This window comes from Sphingosinicella terrae, from assembly GCF_003347635.1.
Classification (GTDB): Bacteria; Pseudomonadota; Alphaproteobacteria; order Sphingomonadales; family Sphingomonadaceae; genus Allosphingosinicella; species Allosphingosinicella terrae.
The window spans coordinates 745,435-762,504 of sequence record NZ_QDFY01000001.1; the positions used below are offsets into that span (position 1 = coordinate 745,435).

The window sequence follows — 17,070 nt, forward strand, 5'->3', positions numbered from 1 at the left end:
AAATGGATCTGACGATGTCGCTAAGGCTCGTCCGCTAGTGCCGCCGGCGGGCAGCGTCAATCTGTTAAACGGCGGTGGGCGCGGCTATGATCGCCGCTTCCTTTTCGATTTCCACTTTTCCGAGAGCCAGCATGATTCGCGACGAGATCAAGACGGCGCTGACCGGCGCCATGAAGGCGGGCGACAAGCCGCGCGTGGGCGCGATCCGGCTGATCCAGGCGGCGCTCAAGAATCGCGACATCGAGCTGCGGGGCGGCAGCGGCGCGCCCGCGGACGACGACGCGACCGTCACCGAGGTGCTCCAGAAGATGATCAAGCAGCGCCGCGAATCGATCGACATGTATCGGAAAGGCGGCCGCGAGGAGCTCGCCGAGGCCGAGGCGGCCGAAGTGGCGGTGATCGAGCAATTCCTGCCGAAGCAGATGACCGACGAGGAGATCGGCTCGACGATCGACGCGATCGTCGCAGAGACGGGCGCTAGCTCGGTCAAGGACATGGGCCGGGTGATGGCGCTGATGAAGGAGCGCCATGCCGGCCAGCTCGACATGAGCAAGGCAAGCCAGATGGTGAAGGCGAAGCTGGCGGGGTGAAGGAGCGCGGCCGCTAGGCGCGTCCAAACCAGGTTGAGGTTCGTGCGGAAGAAACTTCGTTCGTCCCGAGCGAAGTCGAGGGGCGCAGCCACGGTGATGATGCAGTTCTGGGCCTACATCCTGCGCTGCAGCGACGGCTCTTGCTATACGGGACATACGGACGATCTGGAGCTACGGCTGGGCGAGCACCATCAGGGTCTGGCGGCTGATTGGACGCGTCGGAGGCGGCCTGTGGAGCTGGTGTGGCATGACTGGACGAGCTGGCGATACGAAGCGCTTGCGTTCGAGCGCCGGGTGAAGCGTTGGTCCAGGGCCAAGAAGGAAGCACTGATCGCTGGTGATTGGGGGTTGATCGGCCATTTTGCACGGCCGCCTCACGAGCGCCCCTCGACTTCGCTCGAGACGAACGAAACTGAGATAGGCATGGAGGCCCACAGGGCAGCATCCCGCGAATGACCCTCTCCCCCGCCTTCCTCGACGAGCTGCGCGCGCGGACGTCGCTGTCGTCGCTCGTCGGCAAGGCAGTGAAGCTCCAGCGCGCCGGGCGGGAATGGAAGGCCTGCTGCCCGTTCCACAAGGAGAAGACGCCGAGCTTCACCGTCAGCGACGAGAAGGGCTTCTATCACTGCTTTGGCTGCGGCGCGCATGGCGACGCGATTCGCTGGCTGACCGATGCCCGCGGCCTCGCCTTCATGGATGCGGTGAAGGAATTGGCGGACGCCGCCGGCATGGCGGTGCCGGCGCCTGACCCGCGGGCGCAGGCCAGGGCCGAGCGCGCCGCCGGGCTCCATGAGGTCACCGAAGCGGCCCAGCGTTGGTTCGTCGAGCAACTCGACGGGCTGGAGGGCGAGCCGGCACGCGCCTATCTGCGCGGCCGCGGCATCGACGAGGTCGCCCGGCGCCGCTTCGGGTTCGGCTTCGCCCCGGATTCGCGCGGCAAGCTCAAGACGGCGCTCAAGAGCCTCGGCGAGGAACGGCTGGTCGAGGCGGGACTGCTGATCGCGCCCGAGGAGGAGGAGGGTGCGGCCAGGCGCGTGCCCTATGACCGGTTCCGCGGCCGATTGATGCTGCCGATCCGCGATCCGCGCGGGCGGGTCATCGCCTTCGGCGGGCGGATCATCGGCGCCGGCGAACCCAAATATCTGAACTCCCCGGACACGCCGCTGTTCGACAAGGGACGGACCCTGTTCAATCTCGACCGCGCCGGTCCGGCCGCGCGCGAGGCGCGCCGGATCCTCGTCGTCGAGGGCTATATGGACGTGGTCGCGCTCGACCAGGCCGGCTTTCCGGAGGCGGTGGCGCCGCTCGGTACGGCGCTCACCGAGGGCCAGCTCGGCCTCCTCTGGCGCTTCTCGCCGGCGCCGATCCTTTGCTTCGACGGCGATGCCGCCGGCCAGAAGGCCGCAGTGCGGGCGGCGCTCCGGGCGCTGCCGCATGTCGGGCCGGGCCGCTCGCTGGGATTCGTCACCTTGCCGGCCGGCGAGGACCCGGACGATCTCGTGCGCAATCGTGGCGCCGCCGCGTTGGAGGCGCTGCTCGAGAAGCCGGAGCCGTTGGTCGATCGGCTGTGGCGGCACGAGCTCGAGGCGGAGCCGCTGGCGACGCCGGAGCAGCGTGCCGGGCTTCGCCGACGCCTGCTCGACCATGTCTCGGCGATCGGCGACCCCGACGTGCGCGACCAATATCGCCACGAGCTGCTCCAGCGCTTCGCCGTCCTGACGCGGCCGGCGCAGCGGCCCTGGAGCGGCCCGCGGGGCCGGCCCGGTCCCGGCGGCCGCTTCTTCCAGCCGCCACGCCCCGCCTCGGCTGAGGCGAAGGCCGTCGGAAATGATGGGCTCGACCCTCAGCTCGCGCGCGCCGTCCTAGTCGGCATGGCGCGCTATCCCGCGCAGATCGGCGAGCATGCCGATGCCTTGCTGAAGCTGCCGATGCAGGAACGTGATGCCGCTCGGCTGCGCGAACTGATGATAGAAGCGGCGATGACCCACGCCGAGCTTGATCCCGAAGCGCTGCATACCATATTGGCCGCGAAGGGTGCGGCGGCTCTGCTCGAGGCGCTGGGCCTCAAGCGAGGACTTGCATTTTCCTTCACGCGACGTGATGCCGATCCCGAACGAGCCTGCCGGGACCTGGCATTGGTCGTCGAGACGCTGGCGGCACGACCGGGCCTCGACGCGGCGCTGCAGGCGGCGACGGCGCGGTTGAAGGAAGCGGGGGACGAGGCGGCGTTCCAGGAGCAGCAGAGGCTCCGGGCGGCACGGGACGAGGCGGACAGGCAGCTTGCGACATTGATCGAGGGCGACGCGGACTAAGGGCCGGTCAACCGGAACGGGTATAAGGCGTGGGAATGGCGAAGACGAACACGGCTGAGAGCGAAGAGAAGAACGAGACCGGCGACGCGCCGCTCATCGATCTCAACGAAGCCTCCATCAAGAAGCTGATCGCGCGTGCCCGCAAGCGCGGCGTGCTCACCTATGACGAACTCAACGAGGCGCTGCCGCAGGACCAGATGTCCTCCGAGCAGATCGAGGACATCATGTCCGCCCTCAACGACATGGGCGTCAACATCGTCGAGAGCGACGAGGGCGACGAGGAAGAGCCCGAGACCGATAACGGCATCGACGACGCCGCCGAGACCGGCGAGACCTTCGTCATCGAGAAGAAGAAGGAAACGGTCGACCGGACCGACGATCCGGTCCGCATGTATCTGCGCGAGATGGGCGCGGTCGAACTGCTCTCCCGCGAGGGCGAGATCGCCATCGCCAAGCGGATCGAGGCGGGCCGCGACACGATGATCTGGGGCCTGTGCGAGAGCCCGATCACCTTCAATGCGATCATTCATTGGTCGGACGCGCTCAACAACGGCCAGATGCAGTTGCGCGAGATCCTCGATCTCGAGGCGATGCTGTCGAAGGGCCCGACCCCGGAGCAGGTCGAGGGCGCCGAATCCGGCAACGGCGACATCTCCGAATCGACCGCCGGCCCCTCCTTCAAGGAAGAGGAGGACGTCGAGGAAGTCGCCGAGGAGGAGGACGAGGAGGACAGCCTCGTCGAGCGCCGCGCGCCCCGCCCCACCGAGGACGAGGACGAGGACAATACCCTCAGCCTCGCCCAGATGGAGGAGACGCTGAAGCCGGCGGCTCTGGAGAAGTTCGCCCGCATCACCGATCTCTACAAGAAGTTCTCGCGGCTCCAGGGGAACCGCATGGAGGCGATGAGCGCCGGCCAGGATTTCCCGAAGAGCGACGAGAACAAGTACCAGAACCTGCGCGAGCAGCTCACCGCGGAGGTGGAGAGCGTCCAGTTCCACGGCGCGAAGATCGAATTTCTCGTCGACCAGCTCTACAGCTACAACCGCCGGCTGACGACGCTGGGCGGGCAGATGCTGCGCCTGGCCGAGCGCCACAAGGTCCCCCGCCGCGCCTTTCTCGACGCCTATATGGGCCACGAGCTGGACGAGGGCTGGGCCGAGCGGGTCTGCGGTCTCGACAAGAAGTGGGCCGCCTTCTGCGCGGGCGAAGCCGACGCGATCGAGCGCATCCGCGCCGAGATCGCCGAAATCGCGCAGGCGACGGGCATGTCGCTCGGCGAGTTCCGCCGCATCGTCAACATGGTGCAGAAGGGCGAGCGCGAAGCCCGCATCGCCAAGAAGGAGATGGTCGAGGCCAATCTGCGCCTCGTCATCTCGATCGCCAAGAAGTACACGAACCGCGGCCTGCAGTTCCTGGATCTCATCCAGGAAGGCAATATCGGCCTGATGAAGGCCGTCGACAAGTTCGAGTATCGCCGCGGCTACAAATTCTCGACCTACGCCACCTGGTGGATCCGGCAGGCGATCACCAGGTCGATCGCCGACCAGGCGCGGACCATCCGCATCCCGGTCCACATGATCGAGACGATCAACAAGCTGGTCCGCACCAGCCGGCAGATCCTCCACGAGATCGGCCGCGAGCCGACGCCGGAGGAACTGGCCGAGCGGCTGTCCATGCCGCTCGAGAAGGTCCGCAAGGTGATGAAGATCGCCAAGGAGCCGATCAGCCTCGAAACGCCGATCGGCGACGAGGAGGACAGCCATCTGGGCGACTTCATCGAGGACAAGAATGCGGTCATCCCGGTCGACGCCGCGATCCAGGCCAACCTCAAGGAGACGGTGACCCGCGTCCTCGCCTCGCTGACCCCGCGCGAGGAGCGCGTGCTGCGCATGCGCTTCGGCATCGGCATGAACACCGACCACACCCTCGAGGAGGTCGGGCAGCAGTTCAGCGTCACCCGCGAGCGCATCCGCCAGATTGAAGCCAAGGCGCTGAGGAAGCTGAAGCATCCCAGCCGCAGCCGAAAGATGCGCAGCTTCCTCGACCAATAAGGCGTCGCCGCCCCGAACCACCTGTGTCGTCGCCGCGAAAGCGGGGGCCCAGCCAACCTGCACCCGCGACGGAGACACGAAAGCTGAATCCCCGCTGGCGCGGGGGCCGGGGAGATGCGTCTTTCCCCCCGTAAACCTCCTCTTTACGCCGGCTGGTCTACAGCCTCCGGATCGGTTCGGGTGGCGGTGCGAGTCCGGGAGACGGGTGAATGGCTTCAGTTTCGGTCAGGGCAGACGGCGCCGGTACGAGCGACCTGCTGTTCGCCTGCGTCGCCGAGCATGGCAGCGCCGCCCATCCCTATTTCGTCAGCCCCGCCTTGCTGAATGGGCAGGACAGCGCCCGCAACCTTGCCGATGCCATTCATTTCCTGTGCGCGCTTCATGGCCGCCATCCCGGTGTCGTCGATCACGCCGCCGGACGGCCGATGGAAGATGCGGCCCGCGCCTGGCTGATCGCAGCGGGCGAATCGATGGCCGCCGAGCGGCTCTACCTGACCCAGCTCGCCGTTGCCGCCGGACCCGCGCCGAGCACGCCCGGAGGCGGAACCAGCGAGGCGGCGGTCATCGCCCAGCTCAATGCCCTCACCACCCTCGCCTTCTCCGACCGGCGCGGCTGCGCGCTCGGCGCCTCGCTCGCCTTCGCGATCGACTGGGCACCGATCCGGATGGTGCTCGACTCGGCCGCTCAGCGGCTCGGCATCGATCCGCCCCGACGCGGGCTGAGCGACGAAGCCGAGCTTCGCCTCGTCGCCGACCTCGCCGGCCAGACGGCATCGACCGAACGCGCCCTCCTGTTCGGCGCCCAGCAACTCGCCCTCCAGCATCGCGGGCTTTGGGACCTGCTCGAGGCCCGCCACCAGGCCCGGCTGGACGGCTGAAGCCGTCCGTGGAGCCCGGCGCCATTGCCGCCCCTCCCCCGCCTCTCTAAGCAGGCGCCATGGGGGAAGTCGTCGGACGCGTCGTCGAGATCAATCGCTACCCGGTGAAGTCGATGGCGGCCGATCCGGTCACCCAGGCCGACATCGACTGGCAGGGCATCGAGGGCGACCGTCAATATGCCTTCTATCGCAGCGAGGACCGCTCCCGCTTTCCCTGGATGACCGCCCGAGAGCTGCCCGAGATGGTCCGCTTCGCGCCGCGCTATCGCGATCCGGAAGATCCGAAGATGTCTCCCGTGGACGTGCGCGACGCCGAGGGGCGCTGGAGCAGCCTCCACGACGTCGCCTTCCTCGACCGGCTCGCGCTCACCGCCGGCTGCCCGCTCGGGCTGATGCAGCTCGGCCGCGGCACCCACGACGCGATGCCTGTCTCGGTCGTCACCACGACGACCCATGCGGCGGTGGACGCCGCGCACGGCTCGGCCGTCGATCCCCGCCGCTTCCGCTCGAACATCGTCGTCGAGGCGGATGTCCGCGAGGACCGATGGGCGGGTCGCCGGCTCGGCTTCGGCGGCTGGGACGATGCGGCCGAGCTCCTCGTCACCGAGATGATCCCGCGCTGCGCCTTCGTCACCCTCTGCCCCGACAGCGGCGCGCGCGACCCGGCCATCATGCGTACCGTCGCCCAGGCGTTCGACAACAAGATCGGCATCTACGCCACCGCCGCCCGGCAAGGCCGGGTCAGGCTGGGCGACAAGGTGATGCTGCTCGGCTGAGGCGCGTGCGGCTTGCACCCTCCCCGTCCGGTCCCTATTCGCCGGTCTGACTTGACGTTCACGTAAAGGGAAGTCGATGCGCTTCGAAGGCACCAGCAACTATGTCGCGACCGAGGACCTCAAGGTCGCGGTCAACGCCGCGGTCACGCTGCGGCGGCCGCTGCTGGTCAAGGGCGAACCGGGCACCGGCAAGACCGTGCTCGCCCACGAGATCGCCGAGGCGGTCGGCGCCCCGCTGATCGAGTGGCACGTCAAGTCGACGACCAAGGCGCACCAGGGCCTCTATGAATATGACGCGGTCGCCCGGCTGCGCGACGGCCAGCTCGGCGATCCGCGCGTCCACGACATCGCCAACTACATCCGACGCGGCAAATTGTGGGAGGCGTTCACCAGCCCGGAGCTTCCGGTCCTGCTCATCGACGAGATCGACAAGGCCGATATCGAGTTCCCGAACGACCTCCTCCAGGAGCTCGATCGGATGGAGTTCCACGTCTACGAGACGAAGGAAACCATTGCCGCGCGCGAGCGGCCGATCGTCGTCATCACCTCGAACAACGAGAAGGAGCTGCCCGACGCCTTCCTGCGCCGCTGCTTCTTCCACTATATCCGCTTTCCCGACCGCGAGACGATGCAGGCTATCATCGACGTGCATTTCCCGGGCATACAGACGATCCTCGTCCAGAAGGCGCTCGATATCTTCTACAAGGTCCGCGAGGTGCCCGGTCTCAAGAAGAAGCCGTCGACCAGCGAGCTGATCGACTGGCTGAAGCTCCTTCTCCACGAGGATCTGCCGCTCGAGGTGCTCCAGTCGCGCGATCCTGCCAAGGCGATCCCGCCGCTCCACGGCGCTTTGCTCAAGAACGAGCAGGACGTCATGCTGTTCGAGCGGCTGGCCTTCATGTCGCGGCGGCCGGGAAGCTGACCCCTCTCATCCTTCGCCGGCGCCAGCGCGGCCGGACCGGGTACGGCGACCGCCGGCGCTCGGTCCCTCTTCCCGGCGAAACCTATTTCGTCCCGTCGTCCCGGTAAGCAAGCTCGAAATTGCCCCAGCGGCGGCCCCCGAAATAGAGCGGCACGAAGACGTTCTTCACCGGCAAATAGCGGCCGTCGCCCAGCTCCATGCCGTAGGTGGCGAGCATCGCCTCCTTGTCGCTGGCGATCGCCCGGCGGGTGATGTCGTCGATGAAATTGCGCCGGTTGCGGCAATATTCGGCATTCCACTTCGGGTCGTCGCTCTGCGGCTGCGATCGCTCGGTGATGTGGGTGGGCAGATAGCCGTTGATGTCGGTCATCGCGCAGGCGATCAGCCGCGGCTCGTCCGCCATCAGCCGGTCGAGAACGGGCCGGACATGCTGGTCGGCGAAGGCGCAGAAGCGGGTCTCCCACTGGGTCGGGTTGGTCCCGGGCATCGGCACATAATTGAAGTCGAACACCGCTTCGAGGTCGACCTCGCCGCGCGCGATCCCCTTCTCGACGATGGTCTGGATCTCGCGCATGCCGTTCTTGGCGAAATCGATGAACGGCGTGTCGTCGATCTTCACGCCGCTGCTCGCCAAGGTGTCGAGCATCTCGTTGGAGAGCAATTCGAGCCGGCCGAGCCGCTCGCGGGTCGCCTTGAGCTTGCCGCCATTCTCGCGTGCATCGGCGGCGAAGGAGGACAGGCCGCTCTTCACGCTGTCGACGCTCTGCTCGATCAGGCTGGTCGCCTGGGCGATGCCGTCGGTCTGGCGGTCGACGAGGGCGACAATGTCGGCGACGTCCTGGACCGTCTCGTTGATGCGGGAGAAGCTCGACTGGGCGACCCGGCTTTTCTCGACTCCCACCTTGATCTCGGACGTCACCGCCTCGGCTTCCCGGGTCAGCGACGCGATCGTCCCGGCAATCTCGCTGGTGGCGCTGCGCGTGTCGTGGGCGAGCTTCTTCACCTCGGCGGCGACGACGGCAAAGGAGCGGCCGGCCTCGCCCGCCCGCGCCGCCTCGATGGTCGCGTTGAGGGCCAGCATGTTGGTCTTGTTGGCGATCGTCTCGATCGCCGACGAGACGCTCTTCACCCGCGCCATCGCTTCGGCGAAGCCGGCCATGCGGTCGCCGAGCTGGACGACGAGGTCGGTCAGGCCCGAAAAGACCCGGATCGTGTCCTCGATCGCCCCTCGGCCCTGGTCGAGCTTGTCGCGCGCCTGCTCGGCGAGCACGCGCGCCTCATCGGTCGAATCGGAGACCCGCGCCTGATCGGCGAGCAAGCGGGTGGTGACATCCTCCAGGGCATCGAGCATCTTGAGGTTGGCCGAGATGCGCTCGTTCACGCCTGCGACGAAACCGGCGACGTCGCTGCACTCGATCGCCAGCGAGCCGATGTTGCGGGCCACCGCATTGATCGCCTCACCATTGGTTTTCTCGATCGCCGAGCTCGCCACCTTGCGTCCCTCTTCTGTTCTTGGATACGCATTGGACTAGCCGGAAAGGGTTGAAGGTGGATTAACCAGCCCCTTCGGCGAAGCGAAGATGCCGCCTCGGCGAAGGCCGGATCCGGTCTTTGCGTCTCCGCAGGGCGAGGAGAGACTGACAGCGGGTGATCAATTCACCTGCTCAGGCCGCCTTCTCCGGCTGGAGCCGCTCCATCGGCACCTCGGCGAACATGCGCCTGCACGCCGGACGGTCGTTGATCTGGCGGATCCAGCGCAGCAGGTTGGGCGTGTCGCTCTCGTTGACGAGGTCGGCAAAGCCGAACTGCATTCCGTTGGCGATGGCGAAATTGCAGATGTCCGCCAGCGTGTACATGTCGCCGGCCAGCCATTCGCTCTCCGCAAGGCGCGCCTCCAGCCGGCGCACGGAGACCCCGACCTTGCGCATCTCCTCGTCCAGCACCGCCTTCGGGAAGCCGTTGCGGGCATTGCGCCACTTGGTCTGCTGCTCGGGGATCGGGATGCGCTTCACCTTCTCCTCGAACTCCTCGTCGCTGATCGCGCGCGCCATTCCGCTGATCATCCGCTCCCACCCGATGGTGGAGACGCACCAGCAGAAATATTCGTCGACCCATTTGGTCCATACCCGCATCCGGGCGCGGCCATAGCTGTCGTCCGGCCGCAGCTTCACCTCGGTCGGATATTCGTCCTCGAGATACTCGCCGATCACGGTCGATTCGGTGATCACCTTGTCGCCGTCGACGAGGGCCGGCACCTGGCCGTTCGGATTGATCGCCTTGAACCAGTCCTCGTGATGCTCGAAATTGGCAGGATTGAGGCGCACCCCTTTGAAATCCAGACCTTTCTCGTAGAGGGTAAGCAAAGGCTTGAGCGAATTGGCGCCGGGGCCGAAACTGTACAGCGTCAGCATATCTACCCTCTCCCGATCGGTATGCGTTGCATCTCATCTCGCCGGCGCGGGATCAAGGTGGCGCAGGTGCCGACGCCGAGCTAAACCGGCAGCATGTTCTTCTCCTTCGTCGACGAGCTGCGCGCCGCGGGCATTCCCGCCTCGCTGAAGGAGCATCTGACCCTGCTCGAGGCGCTGGACGCGGACGTGATCGCCGCCCGTCCCGAGGAATTCTACTATCTCGCCCGCGCCACCTTCGTGAAGGACGAAGGCCTCCTCGATCGCTTCGACCGGGTCTTCGGAAAGGTCTTCAAGGGCCTCGAGGGCGATTATCGCGACGAGGCGGTGCCGGTCCCGGAGGAATGGCTGCGCAAGGTCGCCGAGCTCTATCTGACCCCCGAGCAGATGGAGGAGATACGCGCGCTCGGCTCCTGGGAAGAGATCATGGAGACGCTGAGGAAGCGGCTCGAGGAGCAGAAGGAGCGGCACCAGGGCGGCAGCAAGTGGATCGGCACCGCCGGCACCTCTCCGTTCGGCGCCTATGGCTACAATCCCGAGGGCGTGCGGATCGGCCAGGACGGCGGCCGCAACCGCAGCGCGATCAAGGTCTGGGACAAGCGCGAGTTCAGGAACCTCGACAGCTCGGTCGAGCTCGGTACCCGCAACATCAAGGTCGCGCTGCGCCGGCTGCGCCGCTTCGCCCGCGAGGGCGCGGCCGACGAGCTCGATCTCGACGGGACGATCGACGGCACCGCCCGCCAGGGCTGGCTCGACATCCGCATGCGCCCGGAACGACACAATGCGGTCAAGCTGTTGCTCTTCCTCGACGTCGGCGGATCGATGGACCCCCATATCCGGCTGTGCGAGGAACTGTTCTCGGCGGCCACCGCCGAATTCAAGAATCTCGAATTCTTCTACTTCCACAACTGCCCCTACGAGGCGGTGTGGAAGGACAATCGCCGCCGCTTCGAGGAGCGCAGCCCGACCTGGGACCTGCTTCACAAATATGGCCACGACTACAAGCTGATCTTCGTCGGCGACGCCTCGATGAGCCCCTACGAGATCACCCATCCCGGCGGCTCGGTCGAGCACTATAACGAGGAGGCCGGCTCGGTCTGGCTGAAGCGGATGGCCGACACCTATCCGAGCGCGGTCTGGCTCAACCCGGTGCCCGAGCAATATTGGGGCTATACCGGCTCGATCGGGATCGTGCGCGAGCTGATGCAGGACCGCATGTACCCCCTCACCCTTGCCGGCCTCGACGAGGCGATGCGCACGCTGACCCGCAAGAGCTGAGTGACCGCCCCGTCCCCGCTTCCCAATGTCCGGAAGGCGAATAGCGCCCTCGAGGCGCTGTGGCGTTCGGGCCTGTCGCCGCGCCCCCGGCTGACGGCCGAGGCGCTCGAGGCGGCCGCCCTCGCCGGAGCGCCGCGCCGGGCTCTCGGCGACGATTCCGACTGGCGGGAGCCGTTCGAACGACTGGTGCGGTCGCTCCGCGAGGAGGCCGAACTCAGCCCGCTCGGCGAGACGATGGCGCACGGCCAGATCGTGATGACGCTGCGCGCCCGCATGCGGGCGGTCCGGCTGTGGGAAAGGCATCACGACATCCTCGAGCGGCCGGTCCGGGCCCCGGTCGTCGTGCTCGGCCAGATGCGCTCCGGCACCACGAGGGTGCAGCGCCTGCTCGCCTGCGATCCACGCTTCGCCCACAGCCGGACGTTCGAGTCACTGATGCCGGTGCCGCTGCGCCCGAAGCCAGGCCGGCGCGATCCGCGGCGGCTGCGTGCCCGCGTCGGACTGGCGGTGCTGCGGGCGCTCAATCCCGAGATCGGGCGGATCCACCCGACCGCGCCGGACGCCGCCGAGGAAGAATTCGGCTTGCTGAGCTACGGCTTCGGCGCAACCCAATTCGAAGCGCAGTGGCGCGTGCCCGCTTTTTCCCGCTGGTGGGAAGAAGCGGACCGCCGGCCGCTCTACCGCGCCTTCAAGACCCTGCTGCAGACCAACGGCTGGTATCGCGGCGACGATCCCGCCCGGCCCTGGCTGCTCAAGGCGCCGCAATTTCTCCAGGACCTGCCGGCCTTGCTCGACGCCTTCCCCGATGCGCGCCTCATCTGCCTGGACCGGCCGGCCGGGCAGGTCGTCGCCTCCTCATGCTCGCTGGTGTGGAATCAGATGCGAGTGCAGTCGGACGGCGTCGATCCTGGCTGGATCGGGCGGGAATGGCTGGGGAAGACCCGCCTCAGGGAGCGGATCGCGGAGCAGGCGCTGGCGGCCCGGCCGGACGTGCCGCGGATCCGCGTCTCCTACGAGGCGATGAACCGCGACTGGCGCGGTGAAACGGCCCGGATCTATCAGTTCCTCGGCATGGAGCTGACGCCGGACCTGCTGGCGCGGATGCACGCCTATCTCGCCGGGGCCAAGGCCCATCTCGGCCACCGCTACAGCCTCGATGACTTCGGGCTCGGCGCGGCCGATCTTGCCGCCGGTGCGATGCCGAGGAGGGATGACGCGCGGCAGGCGGCACGCTAAGCCGCTCGCCGTCATGACCGAGTTCAAGTCCGATCTCCTGCGCCGGCTCGAAGAGCGCGGCTACATCCACCAGGTGACCGACCCTGAAGCGCTGGACGCTCTCGCGGCGGCCAGCATCGTCCCCGGCTATATCGGGTTCGACGCCACGGCGCCGTCGCTCCACGTCGGCAGCCTGGTGCAGATCATGATGCTCCGCCGCCTCCAGCAGGCCGGACACAAGCCGATCGTGCTGATGGGCGGCGGCACCTCCAAGATTGGCGATCCAAGCTTCAAGGACGAGGCGCGCAAGCTGCTCAGCGCCGAGGCGATCGATGCCAACATCGCCTCAATCAAGCGGGTGTTCGAGCGCTTCCTGAGCTTCGGCAACGGCCCCACCGACGCGGTCATGGTCGACAATGCCGACTGGCTCGACAAGCTCGAATATATCCCTTTCCTGCGCGAGATCGGCCAGCATTTCTCGGTCAACCGGATGCTGAGCTTCGACAGCGTCAAGCTGCGGCTGGACCGCGAGCAGTCGCTGAGCTTCCTCGAGTTCAACTACATGATCCTCCAGGGATACGATTTCCTCGAGCTGTCGCGGCGCGCGGGCTGCCGCCTGCAGCTCGGCGGCTCCGACCAATGGGGCAATATAGTCAACGGCATCGAGCTCGCCCGCCGCGTCGACGGCGCCCAGGTCTATGGCGTCACGACGCCGCTCATCACCACCGCCGACGGCGGCAAGATGGGCAAGACCGCGCAGGGCGCGGTCTGGCTCAACGCGGACCAGCTCGCCCCCTACGATTACTGGCAGTTCTGGCGGAACACCCAGGACGGCGACGTCGGCCGGTTCCTCAGGCTCTTCACCGATCTGCCGCTCGACGAGATCGAGCGGCTCGAGCGGCTCGGCGGCGCCGAGATCAACGATGCCAAGAAGATCCTCGCCGACGAGGCGACGGCCATGGCGCATGGCGAGGAGGCCGCCATGGCGGCGGCGGAGACCGCCAAGGCGACGTTCGAGCAGGGCGGCACGGGTGAGGCGCTGCCGACGCTGCAGGTCGAAGGGAGCACGACCCTCGTCGATGCGATGGTCGGCCTCGGACTCGTCGCCTCGAAGAACGAGGCGCGGCGTTTGATCGCGCAGGGCGGCGCCCGCATCGATGGCCGCCCGATCGGCGAGGACGCGCCGATCGCGGTCACCTGCGACGTGCGGATCTCGGCCGGCAAGAAGAAGCACGGTCTGCTCACGCCCGCGCCGTGAGCCCGCTCGTCCAGCTGATCGGCCTGCCGACCGACGTCCATTCCTCCTATCTCCGGGGACCCGCTTGTGCGCCGGCCCGGATCCGCGCGATGCTGGCGAGCGCCCACTCCAACCCTGCGAGCGAGCGCGGCACCGAGATCGGTGCCGAGATCAGGCTCGTCGACCGCGGCGACCTTCCGCTACGCGAGGCGCCGGAAGACGATGCGATCATCACCGGCGCGGTCGCGCAGGCGCTGCGCGAAGGGGCCGTGCCGATCGCGCTCGGCGGCGATCATTCGGTGACCTTCCCGGTGATGCGCGCGATCGCCGCCGCCCACGGGCCGGTCGACATCCTGCATTTCGACGCCCACCCCGATCTCTACGACGAGTATGAAGGCGATCGTCGCTCCCACGCCTCGCCTTTTGCCCGCATCATGGAGGAAGGCCTGGCCAAGCGGCTCGTCCAGGTCGGCATCCGCACCCTCGGCCGCCATTGCCGCGAGCAGGCCGCGCGGTTCGGCGTCGAGATCATCGAGGCTCGGCATTTCCGCCGCGGCTGCGTCCCCACTTTCGAAGGGCCGCTCTACATCAGCATCGACATGGACGGATTCGATCCCTCCTGCGCCCCCGGCGTCTCCCATATCGAGCCGGGCGGCCTGACGGCGCGCGACGTGACCGACGTGCTGCTCGGACTGGAGACGCCGATCGCCGGTGCCGACGTCGTCGAGCTCAACCCGGACCGCGACGTCAACGACATGACCGCCATGCTCGCGGCGAAGATGGTCAAGGAGCTGGCGGCGCTGGCAACGGCGTTTCCCGCGACCGCCTCTTCCGAAAAGGCTTAGCCTCCGCGCAGCAGGCCGACCGCCGCGTCGCGCTCCATGAGATAGAGGAGGACGCGCGCCGCCTGTCCCCGCTCGCTGTCGAGCCCGCCGTCTCGGTCGATGAGGAGGCGGGCATCGTCCATCGCCGGCTGAGCGAGATCGGTGATCAGCTCCGGCGTCGCGAGCCGGAACTCGGCTTCGCCCGACTGGCGCGTCCCCAATATCTCCCCGGCTCCGCGAAGCCTCAGATCCTCCTCGGCGATTCGGAAGCCGTCATTGGTGTCGCGCATCAGCGCGAGCCGGGCCCGCGCGGTCTCGCTCAAGGCGCCGCTGCGCAGGAGCAGGCAGACGCTGTGCTGGTCGCCGCGGCCAACGCGGCCGCGCAGCTGGTGCAGCTGGGCCAGGCCGAAGCGATCGGCATGCTCGACGATCATCAGCGAGGCGTTCGACACGTCGACGCCGACCTCGATCACCGTCGTCGCCACCAGGACGGCGAGGTCGCCGCGCTGGAACGCCGCCATCACCGCATCCTTTTCCGGACCCTTCATCCGGCCGTGGACGACCCCCACCCGGTCGCCGAAACGGGCGCGCAGCAGCTCGGCGCGATCCTCGGCGGCGGCGAGGTCGCTCTTCTCGCTTTCCTCGACGAGCGGACACACCCAATAAGCCTGCTTGCCCGCCTCGATGTGACGGCCGAGCGCGTCGATCACCTCGCCCAGCCGTTCGTCGCTGATCACCCGAGTCTCGATCGGCTGCCGCCCCGGCGGCATCTCGTCGAGCCGGCTGACGTCCATCTCGCCATAATGGGTCAGCGTGAGGGTGCGTGGGATCGGCGTCGCCGTCATCACCAGCAGGTGCGGCGGCAGTTCGGCCTTGCTCGCCAGCATCATGCGCTGGGCGACCCCGAAGCGGTGCTGCTCGTCGACCACGGCAAGTCCGAGCCGGCGGTAGCTGACGGCTTGCTGGAAGATGGCGTGGGTTCCGACCAGGATGTGGATCGAGCCGTCGGCGAGGCCGATCAGACAGGATTCGCGCACCCGCCCCTTCTCGCGGCCGGTGAGGATCGCGACGTTGACCGGCAGGCCGGCCAGCTGGCGCGAGAGCGTCTCGAAATGCTGGCGGGCGAGGATCTCGGTCGGCGCCAGCAACGCGGCCTGGGCTCCCGCCTCGACCGCGGCGAGCATCGCCATGAGCGCGACCAGGGTCTTGCCCGATCCGACATCGCCCTGGAGCAGGCGCAGCATCGGCTGGTCCTGCTGGAGGTCGCCTTCGATTTCGCGGATTGCCCGCTGCTGCGCTCCCGTCGGGCCGTACGGCAGGCGCAGCCCGTCGCGAAGGACGCCGTCGCCGGCCAATGGCAGGCCTCGGCGGCGGCGCGAGCTCGCCCGCACCAGGCTCAGGGCCAGCTGGTTGGCGAAGAGCTCGTCATAGGCCAGCCGCTCGCGCGCCTTCGATGCGGCCGGATCGCGATGCGCCGTCGCCAGCGCCTCGGCCCAGTCCGGCCAGCCCCGGCTCGCCTTCAGTCTCGGCTCGATCCATTCGGCAAGCACCGGCAGCCGGGCCAGCGCCTGGGATGCGAAATCGGCGAGGCGTCGCGCCGTCAGCCCCTCGGAAAGCGAATAGACGGCCTCGCGCTCGGGTATCTCGGCCGCCTCGCCGGGATCGACGACATGGTCGGGATGGACGATCTGCAGCTCCTGCCCGTAGCGGTCGAGCTTCCCCGAAACGATCTTCGGCTCCCCCAGCGGCAACAGCTTTCGGGCCCAGGCCGGATTGTTGAAATAGATCAGCGAGACCGGCTGGCCGTCGATATCCACCGCCTGCACCCGGAAAGGGCCGCGCGCACCGCTCTGGCGGTAGGCGCCGGCGATCAGCGGCACGGTGACGATCCGGCCGACGTCGGCCGGATCGAGCCGGTCGACGCGCTTGCGGTCGATCCAGCCGCCGGGGAGGTGGAAGAGCACGTCCAGCACGCGGTCGAGGCCGAGCCGGTGCAGCGGCTTGGCGAGCTGTGGGCCGACGCCCTTCAGCACCTCCACTTCGGCAAACAGGGGATTGAGGATTTCGGGGCGCATGCGTTCTCGGCGGGAGCCTTGCTTTCCCCTCTCCCATGGGGAGAGGGCAGGGTGAGGGGGTTCAGCGTCCGAGCGGATTCGCGGACGCCCCACACCCCCTCCCTACCCTCCCCCTCCAGGGGAAGGGAATCAAGATCGCGAGGGTTTCGCGAGCTTATCGGACCCACTACATAGCGCCCTCACCCACCCTCCCCGGCTGGCCGCCCTGCGCCCGCCGGGCCTTCCTGCATGGACGACATGGACAGGCCATCCCGCCTCAAACGCCTCCGCTTCCGTGCCTGGCATCGCGGCACCCGAGAGGCGGACCTGCTGATCGGCGGGTTCTTCGATTTCCATCATGAGAGCTGGACCGACGAAGACGTCGACTGGTTCGAGCGGCTGCTCGAGGAGCAGGACGTCGACATCATGGCGTGGGCGATCGGAACCGCGGCCTCGCCGGCGCGCTTCGACGGGGCGATGATGGCCCGCCTCCAGCGCCTCGACTATATCAAGCATCCGGAATAA

15 protein-coding genes are annotated in these 17,070 nt (G+C 67.7%); 12 read left to right on the top strand and 3 right to left on the bottom strand.

What is annotated here, in order from left to right:
- The first annotated feature begins 131 nt into the window (after nt 1-131).
- The 7 genes from DDE10_RS03490 to DDE10_RS03520 all read left to right on the top strand — a co-directional run bounded on the left by DDE10_RS03490 (nt 132) and on the right by DDE10_RS03520 (nt 7,529).
- Nucleotides 132-590, top strand: a complete 459-nt coding sequence (locus tag DDE10_RS03490) for a GatB/YqeY domain-containing protein (RefSeq protein ID WP_114951714.1) — start codon at nt 132-134, stop codon at nt 588-590.
- Nucleotides 591-686: 96 nt separating this feature from the next.
- Entirely contained in the window at nt 687-1,046 is a 360-nt protein-coding gene (locus tag DDE10_RS03495) for a GIY-YIG nuclease family protein (RefSeq protein ID WP_349356530.1), read from the top strand.
- Nucleotides 1,043-2,902, top strand: coding sequence for a DNA primase (gene dnaG / locus DDE10_RS03500; RefSeq protein ID WP_114951297.1), 1,860 nt, complete (start codon nt 1,043-1,045; stop codon nt 2,900-2,902). The genes DDE10_RS03495 and dnaG overlap by 4 nt, the downstream gene beginning before the upstream one ends.
- A 35-nt stretch (nt 2,903-2,937) precedes the next feature.
- On the top strand, nt 2,938-4,953 hold the full coding sequence (gene rpoD / locus DDE10_RS03505) for an RNA polymerase sigma factor RpoD (protein ID WP_114951298.1): 2,016 nt from the start codon (nt 2,938-2,940) through the stop codon (nt 4,951-4,953).
- A 209-nt stretch (nt 4,954-5,162) separates the two neighbouring features.
- Nucleotides 5,163-5,831, top strand: a complete 669-nt coding sequence (locus DDE10_RS03510) for a DUF6975 family protein (protein WP_114951299.1) — start codon at nt 5,163-5,165, stop codon at nt 5,829-5,831.
- Between the two features lie 59 nt (nt 5,832-5,890).
- Entirely contained in the window at nt 5,891-6,607 is a 717-nt protein-coding gene (locus DDE10_RS03515) for an MOSC domain-containing protein (protein WP_114951300.1), read from the top strand.
- A gap of 76 nt (nt 6,608-6,683) precedes the next feature.
- On the top strand, nt 6,684-7,529 hold the full coding sequence (locus DDE10_RS03520) for an AAA family ATPase (RefSeq protein ID WP_114951301.1): 846 nt from the start codon (nt 6,684-6,686) through the stop codon (nt 7,527-7,529).
- Nucleotides 7,530-7,611: 82 nt separating this feature from the next.
- On the opposite strand, the gene DDE10_RS03525 is transcribed toward DDE10_RS03520, so the two are convergent.
- Both DDE10_RS03525 and DDE10_RS03530 read right to left on the bottom strand, forming a co-directional pair.
- The gene (locus tag DDE10_RS03525; RefSeq protein ID WP_114951302.1) at nt 7,612-9,021 is read right to left on the bottom strand and encodes a methyl-accepting chemotaxis protein; all 1,410 of its coding nucleotides are present in this window, start codon (nt 9,019-9,021) and stop codon (nt 7,612-7,614) included.
- A 172-nt stretch (nt 9,022-9,193) separates the two neighbouring features.
- Nucleotides 9,194-9,940, bottom strand: a complete 747-nt coding sequence (locus tag DDE10_RS03530) for a glutathione S-transferase family protein (RefSeq protein ID WP_114951303.1) — start codon at nt 9,938-9,940, stop codon at nt 9,194-9,196.
- A 93-nt stretch (nt 9,941-10,033) separates the two neighbouring features.
- On the opposite strand from DDE10_RS03530, the gene DDE10_RS03535 reads away from it, so the two are divergent.
- From DDE10_RS03535 to DDE10_RS03550, 4 genes are read left to right on the top strand one after another with little or no spacing between them, the layout of a single operon-like run.
- A complete protein-coding gene (locus DDE10_RS03535) occupies nt 10,034-11,215 on the top strand; it encodes a vWA domain-containing protein (RefSeq protein ID WP_114951304.1) in 1,182 nt (393 codons plus the stop codon).
- On the top strand, nt 11,216-12,451 hold the full coding sequence (locus DDE10_RS03540; RefSeq protein ID WP_114951305.1) for a sulfotransferase family protein: 1,236 nt from the start codon (nt 11,216-11,218) through the stop codon (nt 12,449-12,451). It abuts the gene before it with no gap.
- Nucleotides 12,452-12,464: 13 nt separating this feature from the next.
- Nucleotides 12,465-13,688, top strand: a complete 1,224-nt coding sequence (gene tyrS / locus DDE10_RS03545; RefSeq protein ID WP_114951716.1) for a tyrosine--tRNA ligase — start codon at nt 12,465-12,467, stop codon at nt 13,686-13,688.
- Nucleotides 13,685-14,512 carry an agmatinase family protein gene (locus DDE10_RS03550; protein WP_284734417.1) on the top strand — a complete coding sequence of 276 codons (828 nt, stop codon included), beginning with the start codon at nt 13,685-13,687 and terminating at the stop codon, nt 14,510-14,512. Before tyrS ends, DDE10_RS03550 begins: the two co-directional genes overlap by 4 nt.
- Here DDE10_RS03550 and recG read toward each other — a convergent pair.
- Nucleotides 14,509-16,566, bottom strand: coding sequence for an ATP-dependent DNA helicase RecG (gene recG, locus DDE10_RS03555; RefSeq protein WP_114951306.1), 2,058 nt, complete (start codon nt 16,564-16,566; stop codon nt 14,509-14,511). The genes DDE10_RS03550 and recG overlap by 4 nt on opposite strands.
- 237 nt (nt 16,567-16,803) lie before the next feature.
- Here recG and DDE10_RS03560 point away from each other — a divergent pair, with 237 nt between their 5' ends.
- Entirely contained in the window at nt 16,804-17,070 is a 267-nt protein-coding gene (locus tag DDE10_RS03560) for an FAD assembly factor SdhE (RefSeq protein WP_114951718.1), read from the top strand.